Here is a 24,608-nt window from a genome sequence, read left to right on the forward strand (position 1 = left end):
ACGCAATGAACGCGATGAACGCGATGACCGACAGTCTCGAAGCCACGTTCCCCCTTTCTCCCGAACAGCGCGCGGTGCCCGCCGGCGCACAGCGCCTGCTCCTGCGAGCCTGCATCGAAGGCCCGCTGGACACGGGGCGCCTGCGCCTCGCCGTGGAGCGTGTGCTGCGCGCGCACGGTGCGCTGTGCATGGCCATCCGCCCGGTGCCGGGCTACAGGGGCCTGCGGCAACAGTCTCTCGAAGCGGTGCCGCCGCTGAAATGGCAGCTGGCCGACCTCAGCGAGGCGGACGACGGCGCATTGGACGCCTGGTTCGACGCCTTCAACGCCGAGCCGCTCGCCACTGAGCGCGGGGAACTCGTCAGCGCCGCCCTTGTGCGCACGGGCGAGACCCGACACATGCTGGCCCTTTCGGTCAGCCCGCTGGTGGCGGACAGGGAAAGCCTTCAGAACCTCTTCGGCCAGATCGCCACGGCCTGCTCGGGCGAAGGCGGCTTCGACCCGGCGGAGGTCTTCCAGTACGCGCGCTTCGTCGAATGGCGGCAGGACCTGCTCGAAGGCGAAGATGCGGCGCAGGGACGTGCCTACTGGCAGCGGTTCGTGGCCGACGCCTCGGCCCTCCCGCCGCCGCGCCTGCAAGAGCGGCTCCATGCTGCGCAGGAAGAGGCCCCGCGCCATCGTGTTTCCATTGCGATGGACGCAGCGCTCGCAGGCCGCGTGGCCGCGTGTGCCGATGCGCTCGGCGCGCAGCCCGAGACCCTGCTGCACGCGGCGTGGTGGCTGCTGCTTGCCAGGTCGAGCGGTACCGGCCGTTTCATCGGCGGCTGGCAGCACGACTGCCGGCGAGACTACGAACCCATGCAAGGCGCGGTCGGCGTGTTCGACAAGGTGCTGCCGGTGGTGATCGACGTGGCGCCGGGCGAGTCCTTCGCAGGCTGGACCGGCAGGCTCGACGCCGCGCTGGCGGCGCATGTCGATGCGCAGGAATACTGGCCTGTCGATGCGCCGCCCATCTCGACGCACACCGTCGTCGGCTTTGCCTCGCACGTGGTGACGCCGCCTCACGGCACCGATGCGCGGTGGCACCTCATCGGGCTGCCCGGACCGATGCCCTGTTTCGAACTCGCGCTACAGGCCGCATGGCAGGCGGAAGGCGCGGTGCTGTCGCTGCATGCGGATGCCTCCCGCTACGGTCGGGCGGTCCTGGAACGCCTGTTGCTGCAGTTCGTCACGCTGCTCGATGCCGTTGCCGCGCAGCCCGATGCGCCGGTTGAAGCGCTGTCGCTGGTCGGGCCGAAAGAACGTGAGTTGTTGCTCGCGCAGGGCTGCGGCGAACGCATCGATGCGGGCATGCAGACCGTGGCCGACCGCATCGCACATTGGGCGCAGGCCACGCCGGATGCCCCCGCGCTCGAAGCGGGCGGCCAGCGCCTGAGCTACCGCGAACTCGATGCCCGCATCGACCGGCTCGCACACTGGCTCACTGCACAGGGCGTGACGCCCGGTTCCATCGTCGCGCTCAACCTGCCGCGCTCGGTCGAACTGCCGGTGGCGATCTTCGCCGCCTGGCGCGCGGGTGCCGCCTACTTGCCGCTGGAGCCCGAATGGCCCGAGGCGCGCCGTGCGGCCGTGCTCGCGGACGCGCAGCCGGCAATCGTGCTCGATGCGGCCATGCTGCCTGCCCTCGACGGCACGACGGATGCGGCGCCTGCACATCGCATCGCCCTGAAGGACCTGGCGTACGTGCTCTACACCTCCGGTTCCACAGGCAAGCCCAAGGGCGTCGTCATCGAGCAAGGGCATCTGCTGAACTATGTGGCCGCCGCCTCGGCTGCGATGAAGCTCGGCAACTGCCGCCGCTGGGCGCTCACCAGTTCGGTCGTCGCCGACCTGGGCAACACGGCGCTGTTCGCCGCCTTCTTCAACGGCGCCTGCCTGGTGGTGGCGGCCGAAGACGAGGTGAAGGACGCAGACGCCTTCGCCCGCTTCATGGCCGACAACGAAATCGACGCGATCAAGATCGTGCCTTCGCACCTGGAGGCGCTGCTCGAATGCGCATCGCCTTGCCTGCCGCGCACGCTGGTGCTGGGCGGAGAGGCCGCGCCGCGCGCGCTTGTCGAGCGCATCGCGCGGCTTGCGCCGCAGTGCGCCGTGTACAACCACTACGGCCCGACCGAGACCACGGTCGGCGTGATGGTTCACGCGGTGCCCGCCGACGGGCAGGTGCCCGAGCAGCTGCCGCTGTCGCGGGTGCTCGCGAACAACCGCGTGCACGTGCTCGACGGGGCGCTGGCCCTCGTGCCAGCTGGCGCGCTGGGCGAGGTCTATGTCGGTGGCGCGCAGCTGTGCCGCGGCTACCTGAATCGTGCGGCGGGCGACGCCTTCGTGCCCGACCCCTTCAACCCGGGCCAGCGCCTGTATCGCACAGGCGACCTGGCGTATGTGCTGGCCGAAGGCGGCATCCGCCTCGCGGGGCGTGCGGACCACCAGGTGAAGATCCACGGTTTCCGCGTGGAGCCGGCCGAGGTCGAGGCGGTGCTGCTGTCGCAGCCGGGCGTGCGCCAGGCGGTGGTGCTTGCGGTGCCGGATGCCGCAGGTGCGACCACGTTGTCCGCCTTCTTCGTCGCCGATGCGGCGCTCGCCGATGGCCGCGCCTTGCGCGAACGGCTGGCCGAGCTGCTGCCCGCGCACATGGTGCCGGCGACCTTCGTGGCCACGGATGCCTTTGCCCGGCTGCCCAACGGAAAGATCGACCGGCTGGCGCTGTCTGCGATCGCGCCTGCCGCCCGCGCAGACAAGGCCCGCATCGAGCCGCGCGACGCGCTCGAAGCGGTAATCGCCGACGGCATGGCCTCGCTGCTGGGCAGCGGCCCCATCGGCGTGGAAGACGACTTCTTCGAACTCGGCGGGCACTCGCTGCAGGTCATCAAGCTGGTCGCGCGCATCCGCAAGCTGCTTCAGGTCGAGGTGGCGGCGGGCGTGGTGTTCGACCATCCGACGCCGGCGGCGTTGGCGGCGGCGCTGCGTGAAGGCAGCGAAGACGCCGCACAACTCGAGCAGCGTGCGCAGGCCCACAGGCGGCCCGAAGAACACATGAGCGAGACCGCATGACCCATTCCCTGATTCAGCCCACCATCGCCCGCACCGTGTCCGAGGGCGACGCCGTGGCCCTGTCCTATGCGCAGGAGCAGCTGTGCTTTCTGCAGAAGCTCGAACCGGGGCTCACGGCCTACAACCTGCCTCGCGTCTTTCGGCTGGCCGGCCGGCTCGATGCGGGCGCGCTGGAGCGTGCCTTCCAGGCACTGATCGCGCGCCATTCCGTATTGCGAACCCGCTTCTTCGAGCAGGACGGTGTGCCGATGCAGAGCATGCAGGCCGACGCGCCGTTCGCGGTGGAGCGCATCGACCTGTCGAGCCTGGACGTCGAAGCGCAGAAGGCACCGCTGGACGAAGCCGTGCGCCGCACGGCCGGGCATGTGTTCGACCTGGGCGTGGCGCCCGCGATGGTCGCATGCCTCGTGAAGCTCGGAGACGAACGGCATGTGCTTGCCGTCTGCTTGCACCACATCGTGTCCGACGCCTGGTCGAACCCGATCCTCGCGCGCGATCTGGCCGAGGCCTACCGCCTTGCCTTGCACAGCGCCGGCCCGGTCAGGCTGCCGCCGCTTGCCGTGCAGTACGCCGACTATGCGGTGTGGCAGCGCGCGAACGTAGAGGGCGGCGCGCTGGAGCGCCAGCTTGCGCACTGGAACCGGCATCTGGGTCCGGAGGTTCCGGTGCTCGACCTGCCGACCGACCGCGCGCGGCCCTCGCGCAAGAGCTTCGCTGGAACCGCGCTCGGCTTCGATGTGCCGCCAGCGCTCGCGCTCGCCGTGCAGAAGTTCTGCCGCGCCGAGAAATGCACGCCTTTCGTCGCCTTGTTCGCGGCATGGCAGGTGCTGCTTGCCCGTTCCAGCGGCCAGAACGACTTTGCCGTCGGCGTGCCCAACGCCGGACGCCAGCACGAGGAAGTGAGCGAGCTGCTCGGCTTCTTCGTGACCACCCAGGTGTTCCGCGCGCGGCTGTCGCCGCGCCAGAGCCTGCGCGAGATCTGCCGGCAGGTGCGCGCCGACGCGCTGGCGGCGCTCGACAATGCCGAGCTGCCCTTCGAGGTGCTGCTCGCGAGCCGCACGGACCGGCGCGACCCGGCGCGCAGCCCGCTGTTCCAGGTGATGTTCGGCGTGCAGATGGCTGGCGAGACGGTGGCATTCGATCTCGAGGGCGTGCGCGCGGAAATCGAGGAGTTCGACGACGCGGGTGCCAAATTCGACCTGTCGCTCGACTTCTATGTCGATGCGCGGGGCGTTCGCGGCCGCCTCGAATACAACACCGACCTGTTCGAGGAAAGCACCGCGCAACGTCTGGTGGCGCGCTATCTGCGGGTGCTCGAAGCCCTCGCGACCGAGCCCGACAGCGTGCTCGCCAACCTCGTGCTGACCAGCGAGGGCGAGCAAGCGCAACTGATGCGTCAGAGCGAGAACCTGCCGCATCGCGCCTGCGCCGATCCCGTGCACCGCCTGATCGGCCAGCAGGCCAGGCGCACGCCGGAAGCGGTGGCGCTGGTGTTCGGGCATGTGTCGCTGAGCTACGCGCAGCTCGAAGCACGCGCGAACCGCCTGGCGCACCGCCTGATCGCGCTCGGCGTGCGGCCCGACACGAAAGTGGGCATTGCCACGGAACGCAGCGTGGAGATGGTGGTGGGGCTGCTGGCGATCCTGAAGGCCGGTGGCGCCTACGTGCCCATCGACCCCGAGTACCCACAAGACCGCATCATCTACATGCTCGAGGACAGCGGCGTCTCGTTGCTGCTCACCCAGAGCCACATCGCGCGTGCGATCCCGGTGCGCGAGGACGTGCAGACGATCGAACTGGACTTGCTGGACCTGGAGACGGGTCCGAGCGTCGACCCCGACGTGCCCCTGCACAGCGAACACCTGGCCTATGTGATCTACACCTCTGGCTCCACCGGCCGGCCCAAGGGGGCGGCCAACCGCCACCGCTCGCTCTACAACCGCCTGGCCTGGATGCAGGACGCGTATTCGCTCGATGAGACGGATACGGTGCTGCAGAAGACGCCCTTCAGCTTCGATGTGTCGGTGTGGGAGTTCTTCTGGCCGCTGATGCAGGGCGCACGTCTGGTGGTCGCGCAGCCGGGCGATCACCGCGAGCCGGGCAGGCTGGTCGAGCTCATCCGCCGCCACTGCGTCACCACCATCCACTTCGTGCCCTCGATGCTGCAGGCCTTCGTGGCCCATGAAGGCATCGAGGCCTGCACGAGCCTCAAGCGCATCGTGTGCAGCGGCGAGGCACTGCCCGCCGAGGCGCAGGCCAGGGTGTTCGAGCGCCTGCCGGGCGCGGGCCTGTACAACCTCTATGGCCCGACCGAAGCGGCCATCGACGTGACGCACTGGACCTGCCAGGCGGACGGGCGCAACCACGTGGCCATCGGCCGTCCGATCGCGGGCACGAAGACCTACGTGCTGGACGCGGGCCTGAACCTCGTGCCGCAGGGCGTGGGTGGGGAGCTGTACCTGGGCGGTATCGGGCTGGCGCGCGGCTATCTGGACAAGAGCGCTCTCACGTCGGAGCGCTTCGTGGCCGATCCGTTCGGCGACACGGGCGAGCGGCTGTACCGCACGGGCGACCTGGTGCGCTGGCGCGAGGACGGCCAGCTGGAGTACCTGGGGCGCATCGACCACCAGGTGAAGATCCGGGGCTTCCGGATCGAGCTGGGCGAGATCGAGGCGCAGCTGCTGGCACAGCCCGAGGTGCACGAGGCGGTGGTCATCGCCGACGACGGTCCCGGCGGCGCGCGGCTGGTGGGGTATGTGTCGTTGAAGTCGAGCCAGCCTCTGGAGCCGGCGGCGCTGAAGACGCGTCTGGCCACGGTGCTGCCCGACTACATGATCCCTTCGGCACTGGTGATGCTCGATGCACTGCCGCTGAACGCCAACGGCAAGATCGACCGCAAGGCGTTGCCGAAGCCGGAATGGGGTGCGACCGGCGCGTACGAGGTACCCGCCGAGGGCGTCGAACAGGTTCTGGCCGGCATCTGGGCTGCGGTGCTCCGCGTGGCATCGGTCGGGCGGCACGACAACTTCTTCGAACTCGGCGGCGATTCCATCCTCAGCCTGCAGATCGTCTCCCGGCTTCGCGCGGCCGGATGGAAGCTGACGCCCCGGCAGATGTTCGACCAGCAGACCATCGCCGAACTCGCGGAGGTGGCCGAGCCCGAGGATGCGGTAACAGCGCAGGCGGGAGTGGGGGGCACGGTCGAGGGCATGGTGCCGCTGCTGCCGTTCCAGGCCGAGTTCTTCGAGACCGGGATGCCAAGGCGCAATCACTGGAACCAGGCCCTGCTGCTGCACAGCCGCGAGCCACTGGACCTGCCCGCGCTCGAAAGCGCCCTGGTGGCTGTGATGGAACACCACGACGCCTTCAGGCTGCGCTTCGGCCAGGACGCCGACGGCGCATGGCGCCAGGCCTGCGAACCGCTGCCTGAAAACTGGCATCAGGGCCTGCTGTGGGTAAGCCAGTCCAAGGATGCGGCCGGGGTGGAGGCCCTGTGCGACGAAGCTCAGCGCAGCCTGGACCTGGAGCAGGGTCCGCTGCTGCGGCCGCTGGCGATCAAGCTGGCCGACGGCAGCTGGCGCCTGTTGCTCGCAATCCATCATCTCGTCATCGACGGCGTGTCGTGGCGCATCCTGCTGGAGGACCTGGGGCACGCCTATGCAAGGCTGCGCGCAGGCGAGCCTGTTGTGCTGCCCGCCAAGACCGGCAGCGTCAAGGATTGGGCGCTGGCACTGCAGGCCCATGCCGCCGCGCACGGTGACGAGGAACTCGCTTTCTGGCGCACGCTGACCCGGGCATCCGCGGAGCTGCCCTGCGAGCATCCGGAAGGCGCGAACACGCAGGCCGAGCGCGTCAGCGTCGAACTGCGCCTCGACCGCGCCAGGACGCACGCGCTGCTCAAAAAGGTGCCGGCGGCCTACCGCACGCAGGTCAACGACGTGTTGCTCACGGCCCTTGGCCGGGCGCTGTGCGCCTGGAGCGGCCACGAGCGGCTGCTGGTCATGCTGGAAGGACACGGGCGCGAAGATCTGCTGCCCGCAGGCGTCGATCTCTCGCGCACCACCGGGTGGTTCACCAGCCTGTTCCCGGTGCTGCTCGACCCGTCGGGCTCACCGGTCGATGCGCTCAAGCGCATCAAGGAAAGCCTGCGAAACATTCCCGCCAAAGGGCTCGGCCATGGCGCGCTGAAGCACCTGGGCAGCGAAGCCCAGCGGCAGGTACTGCGCGCGCTGCCCAGTCCGCAACTCGTCTTCAACTACCTCGGGCAAGTCGACAGCGGCTTCGACGCGCAAGCGCCCTGGCGGCTGGCCGACGAGAATCCGGGCGCGGCGATCCACGAAGCCGCGCCGCTGATGCATGAGTTCATCGTCAACGGGCAGGTGCTCGAGGGCGAGCTGAGCCTCACGGTGAGCTACAGCCATGCCCGCCACGAACGGCAGACGGTGCAGGCATGGGTGCGGCGCTTCGAGGAAGAACTCGATGCGCTGATCGCACATTGCGCCGCCGGCGCACGCGGCGTGACGCCGTCGGACTTTCCGCTGGCCGGTCTCGGCCAGGCGGAGCTCGACGCCCTGCCGGTGCCGGTCGCCGCGCTGGAAGACCTCTACCCGCTGTCGCCCATGCAACAGGGCATGCTGTTCCATGGCCTGCTCGAGCCGCATGACGGCAGCTACGTCAACCAGCTGGCCGTGGATGTGGAACACCTGGACCCGATGCGCCTGCGCGCCGCATGGGATGCAGCACTGCAGCGCAGCGCCATCCTGCGCAGCGGCTTCCTGGTGCACGGCGACACACCCCTGCAATGGGTCGCCGCGAGCGCCGCGATGCCCTGGATCGAGCAGGACCTGCGCGACAGCGCCGACCCCGACGCCGCGCTGGAGGCGCTGGCCCGTGAACAGCAGGCACAAGGATTCGACCTGGCCCGCCCGCCGCTGATGCGCATGCTGCTTGCGCGTATCGGCAAACGACGCCATCGGCTGATCTGGACGCACCACCATCTGCTGCTGGACGGCTGGAGTGCCGCGCAGTTGATGGCCGAAGTGCTGCGCCGCTACGACGGACAGCCGCCGGTGCCGACGCCCGGCCGCTACCGCGACTACATCGCCTGGATGGCGGCGCGCGACCCGCAGGCCGGCGAACGCTACTGGCGCACGGTCATGGGCACGCTGGAAGCGCCGACTCGGTTGTTCTCCGCATTGCGCCCGCCAGTCCAGCCAGGCACGGGGAAAGCACGCCACCGCAGCGCGCTGGATGTTTCCGGGACGGCGCGCCTGCAGCATGTCGCGCGGCGCGAGCGCGTGACCTTCAACACCCTCATGCAGGCGGGCTGGGCGCTGCTGCTGGGGCGACACACGGGGCAGGACACGGTCGTGTTCGGCGCCACCGCCGCCACGCGGCCGGCCGAGTTGCGCGGTGCCGAGCAGATGCTGGGGCTGTTCATCAACACACTGCCGGTGGTCGTGCCGCTGCGGCCCGGGCAGCGAGTGGGCGAGTGGCTGCGCGCGCTGCAGGCCAGCCAGGTGGCGGCGCGCGAACACGAGCACACGCCGCTGCACGAGATCCAGGCCTGGGCCGGCGGCGCGGGCCAGGGACTGTTCGACAGCCTGCTCGTCTTCGAGAACTACCCGGTGGACCAGGTGTTGCGAGAGTCGGCACCGGGCGGCCTGGTGTTCTCGGCGGTGCGCACGCAGGCGGATACCTCCTATCCGTTGAGCTTGCTGATCCACCAGGGCAACACGCTGGAGCTGGACTGGCTCTATGCGCAGGAACTGTGCGACGAGGCCGTCATCGTGCGTCTGGCGGCCCAATTGCAAGCTCTGTTGCTCGCCCTGGCAGAAGACAGCGAGAAGCCGCTTGCGCAGCTGACGCTGGCCGATGCGCGGGAGCAGGCGCTTCTTGCGCGCTTCGAGCGAGGCGACTTCGCGGCGAACGCGCCCGAGCCCGTGCACCGGCTGGTCGAGCGGCAGGCGCGGGCGACACCTGATGCGCCTGCACTGGTCGTCGGCGAACGCCAGCTCAGCCACGCTGAGCTCGACCGGCTCGCCAATCGTTGGGCCCATCGCCTGATCCGGCTCGGCGTGCGGCCCGAGGATCGCGTGGCGATCGCGGTCGACCGTTCCGTCGAGACCGTGGTGGGTCTGCTGGCGGTGCTGAAGGCCGGCGCGGCCTATGTGCCGCTGGACCCGGCCTTCCCGGCCGAACGCCTCGCCTACATGGTGGAGGACAGCGGCGTGGCCTGGGTGCTCACGCGCGATGCGCTCGCGCAAAGGATGCCGTCGCGGCCCGGCGTGCGCCTGCTGTCCTTCGACGCCGCCGATGTGAGCGACGAAGCTGAAGACGCCCCGATGGTGCCGATCCATGGCGACCATCTGGCGTACGTGCTTTACACCTCCGGGTCCACCGGCCGCCCCAAGGGCGTCGCGATGCGGCATGGCGCAGTCGCGCGACTGATCGCATGGCAGCTGGCGAGCGCGCCGGCCGCGCGCCGCACGCTGCTGTACGCATCGCCGTGCTTCGACGTCGCCTTCCAGGAGATGATCAGCGGCCTGGCGTCGGGCGGCTGCCTCGTGCAGAGCGCTGAAGCGCAACGGCTCGATCTGGTCGAACTCGAGACGCTGATGCGAGAGCAGGCGGTGGAGCGCGTGTTCCTGACCTTTTCCGTGCTGCAGCATCTGGCCGAGTCTTCGCTGGCCCAGGACACGCGGCTGCCGGCGCTGCGGGAAATCATCACGGCCGGCGAACAGCTCAAGCTCACGCCGGCCCTGATCGCGTGGCTGCAGCGCGAGCCGCAATGCCGGCTCCTCAACCAGTACGGCCCCACCGAGACCCATGTGGTCAGCGAGTTCGGCGTCGAACTTGCCGGTGGCGAAGGGCTGCCGCCCATCGGGCGGCCGGCCTCCAGCGCGCGCCTTCTGGTGCTGGACAGCTGCCTGCGGAAAGCCACCGTGGGCGTTGCCGGCGAACTGTATGTCGGCGACGAAGTGCTCGCGCGCGGCTACCTGAACCGCGCGGGCCTGACGGCGCAGCGCTTCATCGCCGACCCGTTCGAAGAGGGTGGCGGCCGGCTGTACCGCACGGGCGACCTGGTGCGCTGGCGCGAGGACGGCCAGCTGGAGTACCTGGGCCGGCTGGACCACCAGGTCAAGGTGCGGGGCTTTCGCATCGAGCTCGGCGAGATCGAGGCGCAGCTGCTGGCCCGGCCCGGCGTGCGCGAGGCGGTGGTCGTGGCGCAGGAGGGCCCCAGCGGGGCGCGCCTGGTCGGCTACGTCTGCGGCCACGAGGGCCGGGTGGCGCTGGAAGCTTCCGCGCTGCGCGAGCAGCTCGGCGCGGTGCTGCCCGAGTACATGGTGCCCGCAGCGATCGTGGTGCTCGATGCGCTGCCGCTGAACGCCAACGGCAAGGTCGACCGCAAGGCGCTGCCCGAACCCGGGTACGCCGCGGCGCAGGACTACGAGGCACCGCAGGGCGAAGTGGAGCAGGCGCTCGCGCAGGTGTGGGCCCAGGTGCTGGGCCTGCCCCAGGTCGGGCGCCACGACAACTTCTTCGAACTGGGGGGCCATTCGCTGGCCGCACTGAGGCTGCGGCAGCTGGTCAAGGCGCGCCTGGACGTCGACCTGCCGCTGCAGCGCTATTTCGAATGCCCGAGCCTCGCGGCCTGCGCGCAAGTGGTGGCGGCCGAAGGCCGTGCACAGGCTGCGCAGGACGGCTCGGAGCTGGATCGCATGGATGCATTGTTGGAAAGTCTGGGAGCCTAAGTGAACGCACGCAGCACATTGATCGCACAACGCTTTGCCGAGCTGCCGCCGGCCAAGCAGAAGGAATTCATCGCGGCGTTGCGACAGCAGGGCATCGACTTCGGCCGGCTTCCCATCGTGCCGCAGCCCAGTGGAGCGGCATTGCCGCTGTCCTATGCACAGGCACGCCAGTGGTTCGTGTGGCTGATGGAGCCCGTCAGCGCGGCGCATCACATCACGGCCGCACTGACGCTGAAGGGCCATCTGGACCAACATGCGCTCGAAGCCAGCCTGGCCGCATTGGTGGCCCGGCACGAATCCCTGCGAACCAACTTCAGGGCCGACGCCGATGGCGTGGCCGAACAGGTCGTTCGCGCCGAGGCGATGCCCGACCTGCGGCAGGTCGATCTGAGGCCCCTGCCTGCAGGTGCCCGCGCAGCCCGGGCACAGGAAGAAGCAAGCCGCATGGCCGGCGAGGCCTTCGACCTGGGCGCCGGTCCGTTGCTGCGCGTCGGCCTGATCCGGCTGGACGAGCAAGAGCAGATCCTCGTGCTGGTGATGCATCACATCGTGGCCGACGGATGGTCGATGCAGATCCTCATCGACGAGTTCGGCCGGCTCTACCAGGCGCATGCGGCGGGACAGGCGCCAGCGCTCGCCGAGCCGAGGCTGCGCTATGCCGACTACGCCGCATGGCAGCGCAACTGGCTCGATGCCGGCGAACGCGACAGACAGCTCGGCTACTGGAAAGCGCAGCTTGGCACCGAGCAGCCCTTGCTGCAATTGCCCGGCGACCATCCGCGCCCCGCGCAAGGGCCCTACCGGGTGGCGCGCCACCGTGCCGCATTGCCGCTGGCGCTGGCCCGCGAACTGCGACGCAGCGCCACGGCGCACAAGGCCACGCCGTTCATGCTGCTGATGGCCGCTTTCCAGGGCCTGCTTCATCGCTACAGCGGCCAGACGGACATCCGCCTCGGCGTGCCGGTCGCCAACCGGGACCGGCCCGAGGTGGCCGGCGTGGTGGGCATGTTCGTCAACACGCAGGTGCTGCGCAGCACGCTGGCCGGCCACATGACACTGGCCCAGGTGCTAGCGCAGGCGCGCCAGGCCGCCCTGGATGCGCAGGCCCACCAGGACCTGCCCTTCGAGCAGCTGGTCGATGCCCTGGCGCCGCAGCGCAGCCTGAGTCAGCCGCCGCTGTTCCAGGTGATCTTCAATCATCAACAGCAGGACCTGAACGCGATCGCGCAACTGCCCGGCCTCGCGCTGGAACCGTATGAAATCGAGGAGCAGGCCGCGCCGCTCGAACTGGCGCTCGACACGCTGGAAGAGTCCGGCGGCGGGTTCAGCTTCGTCGTCACATACGCCAAGGCTGTGTTCGAGCCGCGGACCATCGAGCGGCTGGCGGCGCATTACCTTGCAATGTTGCAGCAGATGGTGAGCCGGCCCGGGCAGACGCTGCGCGAGGTCGAGTTGCTCGACCAAGCAGAGCGCGTGCAACTGCAGCGCTGGGGAACGGGAGAGCGTGATTCTCGAGAAGAAGTCGCGCTGGTCCATCGCCTGGTGGAACAGCAGGCACACGCGCGGCCGGACGCCACCGCGCTGATCATGGGCGACGTCGAGCTCAGCTATGGCGAACTCAACGCCCGCGCCAACCGGCTGGCTCATCGCCTGATCGCCCTGGGCGTGCGCCCGGAGAGCCGCGTGGGCCTGGCGGTGGAGCGCTCCATCGAGATGATCGTGGCGCTGCTCGGCGTGCTCAAGGCGGGCGGCGCCTATGTGCCGCTCGACCCCGGCTATCCCGCCGAACGCTTGGAGTTCATGGCAGCGGACAGCGGCATCTGCCTGCTGCTCTCGCAAGCCCGTGTGCGCGATCGCCTGCCGGCCAGGATGCGCGAACTCCCCGTGCTGTTGGTGGATGCAGGGGTGCTGGGGACGGGACGCACGGACAACCCCGAGGTCGCGCTGAACGGCGAGCACCTGGCCTATGTCATCTACACCTCCGGCTCGACCGGGCAGCCCAAGGGCGTCGCCGTCGCGCACGGACCGCTAGGCATGCACATCCTGGCCGTGGGCAAGGTCTATGGCATGACGCCGCAGGATCGGGAGCTGCAGTTCGCCTCCATCAATTTCGATGGTGCGCACGAACGCATCTGGACGCCGCTGGCCTTCGGCTCGGTGCTGATGCCGCGCAGCGAAGAGCTGTGGTCGGTGCAGCGCAGCCACGAGGAAATGCGCCGCCACGGCATCACGATCGCCTGCTTCACGCCGAGTTATCTGCAGCAACTGGCCGAGGGCATGGGCGAGGAGGGCCATGTTCCCTCGCTGCGTTCCTACACGGTGGGCGGAGAGGCGACTTCGCGTACCGCCTTCGATCGCGTGATGTCGAACCTGCGCCCGCCGCGCGTCATCAACGGCTACGGGCCGACGGAAACGGTGATCACGCCGACCATCGCCAAGGCGCACGCGGGTGAGGGCTTCGACGCGGCCTACATGCCGATCGGCTCACCGGTCGGCGACCGCACGGCGGTCGTCCTCGACAGCGAGCTGAACCTGGTGCCGGCCGGCATGGCCGGCGAACTGTATCTGGGTGGTGCCGGTCTTGCGCGCGGCTACCTGAACCGCGCGGGCCTGACGGCGCAGCGCTTCATCGCCGACCCGTTCGAAGAGGGTGGCGGCCGGCTGTACCGCACGGGCGACCTGGTGCGCTGGCGCGAGGACGGCCAGCTGGAGTACCTGGGCCGGCTGGACCACCAGGTCAAGGTGCGGGGCTTTCGCATCGAGCTCGGCGAGATCGAGGCGCAGCTGCTGGCCCGGCCCGGCGTGCGCGAGGCGGTGGTCGTGGCGCAGGAGGGCCCCAGCGGGGCGCGCCTGGTCGGCTACGTCTGCGGCCACGAGGGCCGGGTGGCGCTGGAAGCTTCCGCGCTGCGCGAGCAGCTCGGCGCGGTGCTGCCCGAGTACATGGTGCCCGCAGCGATCGTGGTGCTCGATGCGCTGCCGCTGAACGCCAACGGCAAGGTCGACCGCAAGGCGCTGCCCGAACCCGGGTACGCCACGGCGCAGGACTACGAGGCACCGCAGGGCGAAGTGGAACAGGCGCTCGCGCAGGTGTGGGCCCAGGTGCTGGGCCTGCCCCAGGTCGGGCGCCACGACAACTTCTTCGAGCTGGGCGGCGACTCCATCCTCAGCCTGCAGATCGTCGCGCAGGCGCGGCGCGCTGGCTGGCAGCTCACCCCGCGACAGATGTTCGAGCGCCAGAGCATCGCCCAGCTCGCCGGCGTGGTGCAGGAACTGGACCATCAGGCGGCTGCGGCGCAGGTGCGCGCACCGGCCGAAGGCGAGGTGCCGCTGCTGCCGATCCAGGCCGAGTTCTTCGGCATGCAGATGGCGGCTCGCCATCACTGGAACCAGTCGGTGCTGCTGCAAAGCCGCGAACCGCTGGATGTGAAGGCCTTGCGCCAGGCGCTGGCCGTGCTGGTGCAGCACCACGACGCATTACGCCTGCGCTACACCCAGGCACAAGGTACGTGGACCCAACGCTACGAACCCGTTGCCGAGCCCGAACTGCAGGAACTGCTGTGGGTGCGCAAGGCGAAGGACGACGCCGGCATCGAGGCCCTGTGCGACGAAGCCCAGCGCAGCCTGGACCTGCAGCGCGGTCCGCTGATCCGCGCCCTGGCCATCGAGGTGGCCGACGGCCGCTGGCTCTTGCTGCTGACCATCCACCACCTGGTGGTCGACGGCGTGTCCTGGCGCATCCTGCTCGAAGACATGCAGAGCATCTACCGCGCCCGCGTCGAGGGCCAGGGCGTCGAGCTGCCCGCGCGCAGCAGCAGCTACGGCGACTGGGCGCAGGCCCTGCAGGGCTACGCCCAGGTCCACTCTGACGAGCTGGACTACTGGCAACAGGCATTGGGCGATGCGCCCGCCTCGCTGCCGCTTGCCAACCCGCAAGGCAGCCGCCGCGCCAGCGACCAGGCCAGCGTGACCATCACCCTGGACGCGGCCACCACCCAGCGCCTGCTCAAGGACGCCCCCGCCGCCTACCGCACCCAGGTCAACGACTTGCTGCTGACCGCGCTGGCACGCGCCCTGTGCGGCTGGAGCGACCAGCCTGGCGTGCTCATCGACCTCGAAGGCCACGGGCGCGAAGACATCTTCGAAGGCCTGGACCTCAGCCGCACCGTGGGTTGGTTCACCAGCGTGTACCCGGTGGCGCTGGCGCCGCAGGGCGAGATCGGCGAAGCGCTCAAGCGCGTGAAGGAGCAACTGCGCCAGGTTCCCCGCAAGGGGCTGGGCCACGGCGTGTTCCAGCACCTGGGCAGCGATGCGCAGAGGCAGGCCATCGCGGCACTGCCGAAGGCGCAGGTGGTCTTCAACTACCTGGGCCAGTTCGACGGCAGCTTCGACGAGCAGGCACCGTGGCGCCCGGCGGCGCGAGGCGGCGGCCAGGCGATGGGCGCGGACGCGCCGCAGGCGCACGAGTTCGCGATCAACGCGCGGGTCTACGAGGGCGAGCTGAGCCTGGCGGTGAGCTACGGGCGCGAGCGCCATCGGGAAGAAGACGTGCGGGCGTGGACCACCCGACTGCGCGAGGAGCTGCAGGCGCTGGTGGCGCACTGCACGGGCGGTGCCGCAGGCGTGACGCCCTCGGACTTCGCATTGGCCGCGCTGACGCAGGCGCAGCTGGACGCCTTGCCGCTGGAAGCACAGAAAGTGCAAGACCTATACCCGCTGTCGCCGATGCAGCAGGGCATGCTGTTCCACAGCGTGTACGACGGGGGCGGCACCGCCTATGTGACGCAGCTGCGCATCGAAGTGCAGGGACTGCAGGTGGAGCGCTTCAGGCACGCCTGGCAGCAGGTGGTGCAGCGCCATGACGTGCTGCGAACAGGCTTCCTGAGCATGGCCCAGCCTCCGATGCAGTGGGTCGCCCGCCAGGTGGAGACGCCCTGGCTGGAGCGCGATGCGCGGGCCGAGGCGAACCCGCGGCAGGCGCTGGACGACTGGGCGAGCGAAGACCTCGCACGCGGTTTCGACCTCGCGCAACCGCCCCTGGCCCGACTGCTGGCGATCCGCACCGGGCAGGACAGCCATCACCTGGTCTGGACCGCCCACCACTTGCTGCTGGACGGCTGGAGCCTTTCTCGGCTGATGGGTGAGGTATTGAGCGCCTATGCGGGCGCTGCCCTGCCGCCGCAGCCCGGCCGCTATCGCGACTACATTGCATGGCTGCAAGCGCAGGATGCCGCTGTACATGAGGCCTACTGGCGCGGCCAGCTCGCGCGCCTCGACGTGCCCACGCACCTGAGCCAGGCCTTGCCCAAGCCGGCGCAAATGGGGCCGGGACACGGCCGCTGCATCCGCACGCTGAACCTCTCGGAAACACAGCGCCTGCTGGCCTTCGCGCGGGCCGAGCGCGTGACCGTGAATACGCTGGTGCAGGCCGCCTGGTCGTTGCTGCTGGCCCGCCACACCGGACAGCGCACCGTGAGCTTCGGCGTCACGGTGGCGGGGCGCCCTACCGAGCTGCGCGGCGCCGACCAGGTGCTGGGCCTGTTCATCAACACCCTGCCGATGATCGTCGGCATCGAGCCAGGCCGGCCCGTGGGCGACTGGCTGCGAATGCTGCAGGCACAGAACCTGGCATCGCGCGAACACGAGCACACGCCGCTGCACGAGATCCAGCGCTGGGCCGGGCAGGGTGGCGGGCAGGGCTTGTTCGACAGCATCGTCGTGTTCGAGAACTATCCGGTCGACCAGGCGCTGAAGGCAAATTCACCCGGCGGACTGCGCTTTGGTGACATCGCGCACAGCGAGGAAAGCAACTACCCGATGACCCTGGTTGTGCGGCAGGCCGACACGCTGGGGCTGCAGTTCGGGTTCATGCGCGACAGTTTCGACGAGCAGACCGCCTCGGCGATCGGGGATCGGATGCGGCAATTGCTGCTGCAGCTGGTCGAGGCGAAGGCGACATGCCTGGATGGGCTCGAGCTGCTGGACGTGGCGTCACGCAACACCGTGCAGGCCTGGGGGGCCGAACAGGCACAGTCGGCGATGGCTTCCAGCGCTTCGCTGCACGGTCTGTTCGAGCAGCAGACCCGCACGCGGCCGCAGGCCACGGCGTTGGTGTACGGGGAGCACCGACTCAGCTACGCGGAGCTCAATGCGCAGGCGAACCGCCTGGCGCATCGCCTCGTCGCACTCGGCGTGCGGCCCGAGGATCGCGTCGGCCTGGCGGTGGAGCGTGGCATCGAGATGGTGGTCGCGCTGCTGGCCATCCTGAAGGCTGGTGCCGCCTATGTGCCGCTGGACCCGGCCTATCCGTCCGATCGCCTGGCCCACATGATGGAAGACAGCGGCATCGCGTTGCTGCTCACGCACAGCGAGGTGCAGTCTGACCTGCCGCCCAGCGGTCCCGACGTGCGCGTGCTCGCGCTGGACACGCTCGATCTGCAGTCTGGGCCGGCGCACGATCCGGCCGTGCCGCAGCATGCGGACCAGCTGGCCTATGTGATCTACACCTCGGGTTCCACCGGCAAGCCCAAGGGCGCCCAGTTGTGCCATCGACAGGTGGTGCGGCTGCTGAGCGCGACGCAGGACTGGTTCCATTTCGGCGCGGACGATGTGTGGACCTTGTTCCACTCCTATGCCTTCGACTTCTCGGTCTGGGAAATCTTCGGTGCCCTGTGCCACGGTGGCCAGCTCGTGGTGGTGCCTTTCTGGATCAGCCGCTCACCCGACGACTTTTTGGCGCTGCTGCGCGAGCGGCGCGTCACGGTGCTGAACCAGACGCCGTCCGCCTTCCGCCAGTTGATGACCGCGCGCGGGCTGTACGAGGAGGGCAGCCTGTCGTTGCGCCACGTGATCTTCGGTGGTGAAGCGCTGGAGCCGCAAAGCCTGAGGCCGTGGATCGAATGCTTCGGCGATGCGCAGCCAAGGCTGATCAACATGTACGGCATCACCGAGACCACCGTCCACGTGACCTACCGGCCCATCACGGCACTCGATCTCGAGGTGCCGCGCAGCCCGGTCGGCGTGAACATTCCGGACCTGAGCATGCATGTGCTGGATTCTGATCTGCATCGGGTCCCTCACGGTGTCGCGGGCGAGTTGTATGTGTCGGGTGCGGGTCTTGCGCGCGGCTACTTGAACCGCGCGGGCCTGACGGCGCAGCGCTTCATCGCCGACCCGTTCGAAGAGGGTGGCGGCCGGCTGTACCGCACGGGCGACCTGGTGCGCTGGCGCGAGGACGGCCAGCTGGAGTACCTGGGCCGGCTGGACCACCAGGTCAAGGTGCGGGGCTTTCGCATCGAGCTCGGCGAGATCGAGGCGCAGCTGCTGGCCCGGCCCGGCGTGCGCGAGGCGGTGGTCGTGGCGCAGGAGGGCCCCAGCGGGGCGCGCCTGGTCGGCTACGTCTGCGGCCACGAGGGCCGGGTGGCGCTGGAAGCTTCCGCGCTGCGCGAGCAGCTCGGCGCGGTGCTGCCCGAGTACATGGTGCCCGCAGCGATCGTGGTGCTCGATGCGCTGCCGCTGAACGCCAACGGCAAGGTCGACCGCAAGGCGCTGCCCGAACCCGGGTACGCCACGGCGCAGGACTACGAGGCACCGCAGGGCGAAGTGGAACAGGCGCTCGCGCAGGTGTGGGCCCAGGTGCTGGGCCTGCCCCAGGTCGGGCGCCACGACAACTTCTTCGAGCTGGGCGGCGACTCCATCCTCAGCCTGCAGATCGTCGCGCAGGCGCGGCGCGCTGGCTGGCAGCTCACCCCGCGACAGATGTTCGAGCGCCAGAGCATCGCCCAGCTCGCCGGCGTGGTGCAGGAACTGGACCATCAGGCGGCTGCGGCGCAGGTGCGCGCACCGGCCGAAGGCGAGGTGCCGCTGCTGCCGATCCAGGCCGAGTTCTTCGGCATGCAGATGGCGGCTCGCCATCACTGGAACCAGTCGGTGCTGCTGCAAAGCCGCGAACCGCTGGATGTGAAGGCCTTGCGCCAGGCGCTGGCCGTGCTGGTGCAGCACCACGACGCATTACGCCTGCGCTACACCCAGGCACAAGGTACGTGGACCCAACGCTACGAACCCGTTGCCGAGCCCGAACTGCAGGAACTGCTGTGGGTGCGCAAGGCGAAGGACGACGCCGGCATCGAGGCCCTGTGCGACGAAGCCCAGCGCAGCCTGGACCTGCAGCGCGGTCCGCTGATCCGCGCCCTGGCCATCGAGGTGGCCGACGGCCGCTGGCTCTTGCTGCTGACCATCCACCACCTGGTGGTCGACGGCGTGTCCTGGCGCATCCTGCTCGAAGACATGCAGAGCATCTACCGCGCCCGCGTCGAGGGCCAGGGCGTCGAGCTGCCCGCGCGCAGCAGCAGCTACGGCGACTGGGCGCAGGCCCTGCAGGGCTACGCCCAGGTCCACTCTGACGAGCTGGACTACTGGCAACAGGCATTGGGCGATGCGCCCGCCTCGCTGCCGCTTGCCAACCCGCAAGGCAGCCGCCGCGCCAGCGACCAGGCCAGCGTGACCATCACCCTGGACGCGGCCACCACCCAGCGCCTGCTCAAGGACGCCCCCGCCGCCTACCGCACCCAGGTCAACGACTTGCTGCTGACCGCGCTGGCACGCGCCCTGTGCGGCTGGAGCGACCAGCCTGGCGTGCTCATCGACCTCGAAGGCCACGGGCGCGAAGACATCTTCGAAGGCCTGGACCTCAGCCGCACCGTGGGTTGGTTCACCAGCGTGTACCCGGTGGCGCTGGCGCCGCAGGGCGAGATCGGCGAAGCGCTCAAGCGCGTGAAGGAGCAACTGCGCCAGGTTCCCCGCAAGGGGCTGGGCCACGGCGTGTTCCAGCACCTGGGCAGCGATGCGCAGAGGCAGGCCATCGCGGCACTGCCGAAGGCGCAGGTGGTCTTCAACTACCTGGGCCAGTTCGACGGCAGCTTCGACGAGCAGGCACCGTGGCGCCCGGCGGCGCGAGGCGGCGGCCAGGCGATGGGCGCGGACGCGCCGCAGGCGCACGAGTTCGCGATCAACGCGCGGGTCTACGAGGGCGAGCTGAGCCTGGCGGTGAGCTACGGGCGCGAGCGCCATCGGGAAGAAGACGTGCGGGCGTGGACCACCCGACTGCGCGAGGAGCTGCAGGCGCTGGTGGCGCACTGCACGGGCGGTGCCGCAGGCGTGACGCCCTCGGACTTCGCATTGGCCGCGCTGACGCAGGCGCAGCTGGACGCCTTGCCGCTGGAAGCACAGAAAGTGCAAGACCTATACCCGCTGTCGCCGATGCAGCAGGGCATGCTGTTCCACAGCGTGTACGACGGGGGCGGCACCGCCTATGTGACGCAGCTGCGCATCGAAGTGCAGGGACTGCAGGTGGAGCGCTTCAGGCACGCCTGGCAGCAGGTGGTGCAGCGCCATGACGTGCTGCGAACAGGCTTCCTGAGCATGGCCCAGCCTCCGATGCAGTGGGTCGCCCGCCAGGTGGTGCTGCCGTTTGTCGAGCACGACTGGCGCGGGCGCACCGACCAGGCGCAGGCCACCGAGGCGCTGGCGCTGGAACAACAGGCGGCCTTCGACCTGGCGGCACCACCGCTCATGCGGCTCGCAACAATCCGTATCGACGACAAGCGCCATCGTTTCATCTGGAGCTGCCATCACCTGCTGCTGGACGGCTGGAGCATGTCGCGCCTGTTTGGCGAGGTGCTGCAGGCCTACGACGGCGTGGCGGTCGAGGAGCCGGCATGCAACTATCGCGACTACATCGCATGGCTGGCCGCGCGTCCTGCAAAGGACGGGGAAGCCTACTGGCGCGGCAGGCTGCGGCAGGTGGATGCGCCGACGCTGCTCGGCACGGCGCTGGAGCCGCCGGCCACCGGGGAGGGCCACGGCGAAGTCGGGGCCGCGCTCGATGTCGCGGGAACGCAGGCGCTGCAGGCCTTCGCCCGGCGCGAGCGCGTGACGCTGAACACTCTCGTGCAGGGCGCCTGGTCGCTGCTGCTCGCGCGCTACACCGCGCAGGACACGGTCGTTTTCGGCGCCACAGTGGCGGGCCGACCCGCGGGACTGGTGGGCGCGGACCGGATGCTGGGCCTGTTCATCAACACGCTGCCGGTGATCGTCGACGCCACGTCGGCGCAACAGTTGGGCGACTGGCTGCGCGAACTGCAGGCGCAGAACCTGGCATCGCGAGAGCACGAATACACGCCGCTGCACGACATCCAGCGCTGGGCCGGGCAGGGCGGCGGGCAGGGGCTGTTTGACAGCATCGTGGTGTTCGAGAACTACCCGATCGACCAGACGCTCGCCGGCCGCGCCGACCAGGGGCTGAAATTCGAGCAGGCAGAGTCGGTCGACGTGACCCATTACCCGATGGACGTGGAAGTCCATCTCGGCGAAGTGCTGACGATCAAGCTCAAGTACCTGCGCGAACGCTTCAAGGAAGCCGACGTGCAGGCGCTTTCGCAGCAGCTGTTCGGCCTGATGGAGCGGATGCGCGAGGACGGCTCGAAGGCGCTGCGCGACCTGGACACGCTGACGCCCACGCAGCAGACCGAGATCGCGCGGCTGGGACGCAGCGGACGCCACGGCTTCCTGCGCACGCCGGTGCACCAGTTGATCGCGCAGCAGGCGCAGCTGCAGCCCGAGGCCATTGCCCTGCTGATGGGAGATGCCGAGCTGAACTATGCCGACCTCAACGCACGCGCCAACCGGCTCGCCCATGCGCTGATCGACCGGGGCGTGCACGGCAATGCGGTGGTCGCGGTGTCGCTGCAGCGCTCGCTGGAGACCATCGTCGCGCTGCTCGCGGTGCTCAAGGCCGGCGCCGCCTATCTGCCACTGGACCCGGACTATCCGCAAGACCGCCTGCACTTCATGTGCAAGGACAGCGGCGCGCGGCTGATGCTCACACAGCGCGCGGTGCTGCCGCGCCTGCCTTCGATGGACGACACGCTCGTGCTGGACGAAACGGATCTCTGCTGCTGGCCCGACCATGATCCCGGGACCGAGGTTCACGTGGACCAACTGGCCTACGTGATCTACACCTCGGGCTCCACCGGCCAGCCCAAGGGCGTGGCGGTGTCGCACGGGCCGCTCAGCATGCATTGCCAGGCCACGGCGGAGATCTACGGCATGGTGGCGCGCTCGTGCGAACTGCACTTCATGTCCTTCTCCTTCGACGGGGCCCACGAACGCTGGTTGACCGCGCTCACGGTGGGCGCCAGCCTGGCGCTGCGCGACAACGAACTCTGGACGGCGGAGCAGACCTGCGACGCGTTGTACCGCTACGGCGTCACCAACGCCGCCTTCCCGCCGGCCTACCTGAGCCAGTTGGCCGACTGGGCCCATGCGCGCGGCGAGGCCCCGCCGGTGGAGCTCTACGTGTTCGGCGGCGAGGCGATGCCGCGCGCCGCCTACGACAAGGTCTGCCAGTCGCTGCGCCCGCGCACGCTGATCAACGGCTACGGGCCGACGGAGACCGTCGTGACGCCCCTCATCTGGAAGACCAGCGCGGACCGCGGTTTCGACGAAGCCTATGCACCCATCGGCCGCCCGGTCGGCGAACGCACGGTCCACGTGCTCGACGCCGAACTGCGGCCGGTGGCCCGGGGCAGCGTCGGCGAGCTGTACATCGGCGGCTATGGCCTGGCCCGCGGCTATCTGGGGCGCAGCGCGTTGACGGCCGAACGCTTCGTTGCCGATCCGTTCGGCGGCGGCGGTGGCCGCCTGTACCGCACGGGCGACCTGGTGCGGTGGCGCGAGGACGGCAACGTTGCCTACATCGGGCGTGCCGACCAGCAGGTCAAGATCCGCGGCTTTCGCATCGAGCTGGGCGAAGTCGAGGCGCAACTGCGCGAGGTGCCGGGCGTCCTCGAAGCTGCGGTGCAACTGCACGAAGGCGCGGCAGGGCGGCAGCTGGTCGGCTACATCGTGCCCATGCCGAACGGACCGCGCGCGCAGTTGTCGAAACAGGCCCTGCAGCAACTGCGCCGGCGCCTGCCCGAGCACATGGTTCCCGCGCACCTGATCGTGCTGGAGGCGCTGCCACGGCTGATCAGCGGCAAGCTGGACCGTCACGCGCTGCCCGAACCCGACATAGACGCGCAACGCGAAATCAAGGCGCCGCGCAACGACACGGAACGCCAGCTCGCGGCCATCTGGGCCGGCGTGCTGGGCGTAGATTCGGTGGGCATCTCGGACAACTTCTTCGAGCTGGGCGGCGACTCGATCCTGAGCCTGCAGGTGATCTCGAAGGTGCGCCAAGCCGGGATCGGCTTCCAGTTGCGCCTTCGCGACCTGATGCGCCACCCGACCATCGAGACGCTGTTGGAACAGTTCGCCGACGCTGCGCCCGCACAGCCGGTGCCAGCCACCGCCGAGGCCGAGGCTGAGGGCACGCTGCCGCTCATTCCGATCCAGGCCTGGTTCTTCGACACGGCCATTCCGCGGCGTCATCATTTCAACCAGGCGCTGATGCTGCAGACCGCGCAGCCGCTGGACGAATCGCTGCTGTTGCAAGCGCTGGATGCGCTGGCGGCGCATCACGATGCGCTGCGGCTGCGCTATGCGCCGCGGGCCGACGGAAGCTGGGAGCAGCGCTATAGCGCGCAGGCCGAGCCGCGCGACTTGCTCTGGAGCCGCGAGGTTGCCGATGCCGAAGAGATCGTGCGCGTGGCCGACGCCGCACAGCGCAGCCTCGACCTGAGCGAAGGCCCTGTCTGGCGCACAGTGCACATGCGGCATGCGGACGGCAGCGCGAGGTTGTTGCTTGTGGTGCATCACCTGGTGGTCGACGGTGTGTCCTGGCGCGTGCTGCTGGAAGACCTTCAAGCGGTCTACGGCCAGCTGAGCAACGGCCGCGCGGTGCAGTTGCCCGGCAAGAGTGCGTCCTTCAAAGCGTGGGCCGAGCATCTTCAAAGCCTGGCGCAGAGCGGCGAGCTCGACAGCGAAATCGCGTACTGGCAGGCGCAGATGCAGCCGGTGACCGATATTCCACGCGACCGCCCGGTCGATGCGCTGCTGGATCGCGATGCGGTGACACAACGCCTGCGCCTGGACAGCGAGCGCACGGCCCAGCTGCTGCGCGTGGCGCCGTCGGCCTACGGTACGTCTATCGACGACCTGCTGCTGGCGGCCCTGTCGAGAACCGTCTGGCGCTGGTGCGGCGAGTCCGAGACGCTGGTGCAGTTGGAAGGCCACGGGCGGGAGGGCGATGCCGCCGGGCTCGACCTGAGCCGCACGCTGGGCTGGTTCACCAGCGTGTATCCGGTACGGCTGCGCGAGGGCAACTCGCCGGTCGAAGCGCTGATTCTTTCCGCCAGGCAGCAGCGGCAGGACGTGCCGCGCCGCGGCGTCGGCCATGGCGTGCTGAAGTACCTCCGGCCTCACGGCGCCACGCTTGGCAAAGCCCAGCCGCGCATCACCTTCAACTACCTGGGGCAGTTCGACCGCAGCCTGGGGGGAGACGACGCCATGTTCAAGCCGGCCGAGGAGCATCCCGGGCCGGTGCACGACGAGGAGGCGCCGCTGGCCAACTGGCTGGAGATTGCAGGCAACGTGTACGAGGGGCAGCTCTCGATGAGCTGGATCTTCAGCCGGGCCATGTACGACGAGGCAACCGTCCAGCAACTCATCGGCTTCTACCGCGAAGCGCTGGAGGAGATCGTGGACCACTGCGTCGAGGTGGCGCAGCGGGCCCGCGGGTAGGCACCGGCGAGGGGTAAAAAAAGGCCGGCCCCTTTCGGGACCGGCCATGTTTTTTTCGTACGCTGTT

The 24,608-nt window shown here is 69.4% G+C and carries 3 protein-coding genes; all 3 read left to right on the plus strand.

Annotated elements, in window-relative coordinates; genetic code table 11:
- The first annotated feature begins 14 nt into the window (after positions 1-14).
- The 3 genes from WIX39_RS27960 to WIX39_RS27970 are packed head-to-tail and all read left to right on the plus strand — an operon-like array spanning position 15 to position 24,541.
- Positions 15-3,110, plus strand: a complete 3,096-nt coding sequence (locus tag WIX39_RS27960; protein ID WP_409196482.1) for a non-ribosomal peptide synthetase — start codon at positions 15-17, stop codon at positions 3,108-3,110.
- Complete coding sequence (locus tag WIX39_RS27965; RefSeq protein ID WP_409196483.1) at positions 3,107-10,864, plus strand: amino acid adenylation domain-containing protein; 7,758 nt, start codon at positions 3,107-3,109, stop codon at positions 10,862-10,864. Before WIX39_RS27960 ends, WIX39_RS27965 begins: the two co-directional genes overlap by 4 nt.
- Positions 10,865-24,541, plus strand: coding sequence for a non-ribosomal peptide synthase/polyketide synthase (locus WIX39_RS27970; protein WP_409196484.1), 13,677 nt, complete (start codon positions 10,865-10,867; stop codon positions 24,539-24,541).
- Positions 24,542-24,608 lie beyond the last annotated feature (67 nt).

This window comes from Variovorax sp. AB1(2024) (assembly GCF_037482385.2).
Taxonomy (GTDB): Bacteria; Pseudomonadota; Gammaproteobacteria; order Burkholderiales; family Burkholderiaceae_C; genus Variovorax.

Bases quoted from the DNA above. Each gene is read 5' to 3' on its own strand.
- WIX39_RS27960 (WP_409196482.1), top strand. From the start codon at position 15: ATGAACGCGATGACCGACAGTCTCGAAGCCACGTTCCCCCTTTCTCCC.
- WIX39_RS27965 (WP_409196483.1), top strand. From the start codon at position 3,107: ATGACCCATTCCCTGATTCAGCCCACCATCGCCCGCACCGTGTCCGAG.